We start from the raw sequence: 3,825 nt of genomic DNA on the forward strand, positions 1-3,825 counted from the left end.
ATGTTTAACTTTAGTGGTTTACTTCGTCAGCATCATGACGAGTTTGAACGCCAATTTGGCAATCAACTTTCCCATGAAAGCCGTCGTGCAATCTACGCTATGCTCAGTTGTAAAACGAGCAACCGAGGTTGCTCGCAATGGTATTGTGGTCACTGCCAACATGATGACCGACTGCCGCTTTCTTGCGGCCATCGACATTGTCCGCAATGCCAGCAACGCACGACTTCTGATTGGCTTGAGCGCCAACAATCAAAGTTACTGCCCGTGCACTACTTTATGGTCACGTTCACTTTGCCTTACGAGTTACGAGCGCTTGCGCGTTCGCAACCCAAGCCGCTCTATCAATCCATGTTCTCAGTTGCAGCAAGTGTGTTGAAGGATTTTTCCAGACGTAAAAACGGCGGTGAAATTGGCTTCACCACCGTTTTGCATACTCACAGCAGGCAACGTAATTTACATCCCCACTTACACATTATAGTCGCCAATGGCAGCTACAATAAAACACGAAACCAATGGTATAAAGGTAAGAGCAACTATCTGTTTAACGCCTTTGCACTGGCTAAAGTCTGGCGAGCGAGAATGATTGATACAATCAATAAGCACGTTGATTTGTCGCTGGCTAACGCGGACACATTACCCACTAAATGGGTCGTTGATTGCCGAAAAGTCGGTTACGGTCTTCCCGCCTTACAATATCTATCTCGCTATTTGTATCGCGGTGTGTTGCCTGATAAAGATATCATCGACACAAGCAATAATACGGTCACGTTCAAGTACAAAGACGGACAAACGCAAGTAACGAAAACCAGAATCTTACCGACCTTGAAATTTCTCTGGCTCATCTTGCAACATGTGTTACCAAAAGGATTACAGCGAGTGCGGGATTATGGTTTTTTGCACGGTAATGCAAAGCGGTTACGCGTGCGTATTCAAGTCCTATTACTGCATCTGTTTAATTGGAGTATGCCTGAGCTCGTTGCAACGAGCACAGCAAAAGCAATCCGTATTTGTCCTTGCTGTCAGCATGAAATGAGGTGTGTTGGCATTACACGAACGACCTAGCCGAAAGGCGAACATAATAGGAATAATGGCATTAGCATTTAAGATTGGAGATGGTGAATTAATGATGAAAACTGACTAGTTCATTGATAAATAACAGGTCTGTTATTTATCTCAATTCCGCTCGCCTTGAATTTACATTCAAGGCGAAGTGCCTATCAAGATCAAACACGTTATTTACTATATAAAGAAGGGCTCGGGCTTATTCAACACCCGAATAAGGTGTCGGCTGCGCGACACCTATTCTTATTTGTTTTATTTGTTAAAATGCGACACCAGAGGGAAATTTAATAGTCAGTACTGCAATATGCACAATAACAATCTACCTCACCCAAACAACCAGAGTCTTTTCGCTTTTGATACTCCACCTGTGAATGTAAGTTTAGTTCACTCCATTTACGGTAGTTTTCAAAAATTTCTTTCTGCAGTTCATCACTTATACCAAGGCATGATGAATTTGTAATCACGCTATAAGATGTAATCCAACGAGTCATTATGTTTTTAGAGGTATCAACTACTTCAACTTTCTCTTTATTCTCTGTGACGGTGCAAAATCCTTCACCGTGCTTTGTTCTAAGTGACAACCCTAGCCCAACAGGAAGCTGTAACTCACTTTGATACTCACAAACATGACCAGAGTCTTTAAATTTTACTAAGATATTAAACATTTAAATTTACCTAAACATAACTTTATGCACTGATGCTACAAGTTGCTTTTTAATGTGGGATCAAGGTGCTACAAACGATTACATACTTGAGCGAAGCGAAACGGCAAGCGTTTGGAGTCACTCTTAAATACTCTGTTATAAATTTTATTTGATGTCTTGATTACTCAGTTCTTTGCTTAGATTTTCATACAATGAACTATCACTATACGGTATATGACCCGTATGCCTTGAGTATTGAAATCCATTCAATTCAGACTGAGTGAAAAAATAGTTCATCATAGAGCTTTCACACATTACCCCCAGACAACCATCAAACTTATTGGACATTAGATCCAAGACGTTCCCAAAAACAAATTCTTGTGTGGTAACTCTATGAAACTGTGTTGCTGCAATATTTGAGTTAAAAGGCAGCTGTTCTTTTTTGGGTAAGAGATCGGTAATATTTATCGCTACAAGCCCAACGGCATTGGGTTGCCCTGTTTTTTTAAGCCTTTTCTTAAGCTGTTCATTCGCTTTCTTTACATTTTTCCCTATTTTCTTACTTGATTTAATTCTTTTACATTCAACAAACAACGTTTTGTAGTTATTCAAATCAACAACAATGTCACAAACACCTTTCAGATCCACTTTATAACCAGCATTAATAAACCTAGTAGCAACTGAAAGCTCAAAAAGAAAGTCTCTCGCTTGGTCATCACTTTTTTTTGCTCGGAACTCTTGACCCGACATGACTTTTTTCAGTTGTTCTAGAAACTGCGGGGCATCATGTTCTTTAAGCCCATTGTATATTCTGATTGCTTCATGAACTTCCAGATACGCATTATCAAATTTAAGCTTAAAATCCGCTAAGTCATCTGGAATATCTCGTTCATTTACAATACGTAGGAACTCTGAAAAAACATTTTTATATGTTCCATATCGAGTTCTGACATACGAAAAACCCAAAGAATCAAACCAAGTACATACATCCTCATAGATGGATTGTATGTCCTCAATTTTATGTGAGTAATAATCTGTCATTGTGGTGAACTCCAAAAGTTTATAACGCCGCATTAAGCGGACTAAAATGTGTAGTGAAGCGTAACGTAAACAACTGTTTTAGTTTCGTTTAAATGCCTTACTATGAGTCTACATCGACTAACTCAATATCATATGTTCCTGTTTTCACCCTTGCTGTTCTAAAAACTACTTTTGGATTAGCCTTAAGCGCATTTATTTTAAGGTTTTCTAAGTGTTTTGTCTTCATTTTATCGCCAATTATCACTTCTATTAATGCTTCACCGGAATAAGGCATTTGCCCACTTTTACCCGCGAATAGTCTACATTCATTTTCGTATTTCCAATCCTTGGATTTGGTCGAAAATAAATTATACATTTTAATTTTTGCTGGCAAGAAAATCCCAGGGAATAGTTCATGAAAATTTTCAGAAAAATATTTAATTGAATTGACCGCCTTCACTGCATCTACATAATCGACAGTAATTCTTGTTAGTATTGGGTTAGACTCAGTTCCTAGCGTTTTAAATATAATATCATTATCAAACTTTAAACAGTAACCACGTAAGCCATCGGAATAGTGAGACCACATGAGGTTATTTATAAGGGGATCTTTATCATTACTTTTTTGTATAAAACTGCAAGCACATAATTGTTTTGCAGCTTGCATATGCTCCTCTAAACAATCATCTAAGAATTTAACGATTTCATTTAGATCTTTTTCGGGAAGTTTTTCACCCGAATGAGCATCTAGTTGCTTGTATGTTTCCCTTAACTCCCAACTAACATTGCTCCCTTGAGAGTTAATGAAGCCTTTAATGGCTGATACAATATCACTTGAATCAGAAACTTCACTACTAATGATATATTCACCTTCGAAAGGATCATTTAAATCATTCAATTTCGAAAACCATAACTGATTTAACGATAATGACTCGAGTTTATCGTCGTTAACTTCTGAAAATTTATATAGGTATTCCATAGGAACTGACTCATAACGCCGCAATAAGCGGACTAAAATAGTGGGTTAAAACGTGGATCGAACCGAAACGTAACCAGCTGTTTTGGTTGCATTTAATTGCCTTGTTGAACGAAGCCGCTG

General features: G+C 38.2%; 4 protein-coding genes. 1 reads left to right on the top strand and 3 read right to left on the bottom strand.

From position 1 onward, the window contains the following. On the top strand, window positions 1-1,062 hold the full coding sequence (locus BT797_RS20605; RefSeq protein WP_075473323.1) for an IS91 family transposase: 1,062 nt from the start codon (window positions 1-3) through the stop codon (window positions 1,060-1,062). 284 nt (window positions 1,063-1,346) lie between these two features. Here BT797_RS20605 and BT797_RS20610 read toward each other — a convergent pair whose 3' ends face one another. The 3 genes from BT797_RS20610 to BT797_RS20620 form a co-directional block, all read right to left on the bottom strand. Beyond that, window positions 1,347-1,727 (bottom strand): hypothetical protein, encoded by a 381-nt coding sequence (locus BT797_RS20610; protein WP_075473324.1) that lies wholly within the window; start codon window positions 1,725-1,727, stop codon window positions 1,347-1,349. A gap of 144 nt (window positions 1,728-1,871) precedes the next feature. Continuing rightward, entirely contained in the window at window positions 1,872-2,747 is an 876-nt protein-coding gene (locus BT797_RS20615; protein WP_075473325.1) for a hypothetical protein, read from the bottom strand. A gap of 100 nt (window positions 2,748-2,847) precedes the next feature. Then, window positions 2,848-3,624 (bottom strand): DUF2971 domain-containing protein, encoded by a 777-nt coding sequence (locus BT797_RS20620; protein WP_170860812.1) that lies wholly within the window; start codon window positions 3,622-3,624, stop codon window positions 2,848-2,850. Between the last annotated feature and the right edge of the window lie 201 nt (window positions 3,625-3,825).

The sequence above is a fragment of the Moritella viscosa genome, from assembly GCF_900120065.1.
Taxonomy (GTDB): domain Bacteria; phylum Pseudomonadota; class Gammaproteobacteria; order Enterobacterales; family Moritellaceae; genus Moritella; species Moritella viscosa.

Bases quoted from the DNA above. Each gene is read 5' to 3' on its own strand.
- BT797_RS20610 (WP_075473324.1), bottom strand. From the start codon at position 1,727: ATGTTTAATATCTTAGTAAAATTTAAAGACTCTGGTCATGTTTGTGAG.
- BT797_RS20605 (WP_075473323.1), top strand. From the start codon at position 1: ATGTTTAACTTTAGTGGTTTACTTCGTCAGCATCATGACGAGTTTGAA.
- BT797_RS20615 (WP_075473325.1), bottom strand. From the start codon at position 2,747: ATGACAGATTATTACTCACATAAAATTGAGGACATACAATCCATCTAT.